Here is a 271-nt window from a genome sequence, read left to right as displayed (position 1 = left end):
AACGGTTTATTCCTACAATTCTGTTAGTGGTTATTTGTATCGGCGGCTTCTGGTACGCTTCGAGCAAAAACTTCTTTCAAGAGAAACAAGAAGAACCGAAAACTCTTCTCACGCTGAAGCAGGAAGACGTACAGTCCCTATCGCTCAAAACGGAAGCGGATGAGATTGACTTAAGCCGCACAGACACCGGTTGGGATATGAAAAAGCCGGCCGCAACGCCGACGAATACGAATCAGGTTGATTCGTGGCTGGATGCGCTGGGTCTGGTCAC

Annotated in this window: 1 pseudogene; it reads left to right on the top strand. The window is 48.7% G+C overall.

Features of this window, described 5'->3' with window-relative positions:
- Nucleotides 1-271 (top strand): annotated as a pseudogene (locus KVT27_RS24685) (DUF4340 domain-containing protein); the annotation flags it as partial.

Origin of the sequence: Lysinibacillus sp. GbtcB16, from assembly GCF_019091145.1 — a bacterium.
Classification (GTDB): Bacteria; Bacillota; Bacilli; order Bacillales_A; family Planococcaceae; genus Lysinibacillus; species Lysinibacillus fusiformis.
The sequence above is the reverse complement of the archived record's forward strand: the minus strand, read 5'-3'. Positions and strand labels throughout refer to the sequence as shown.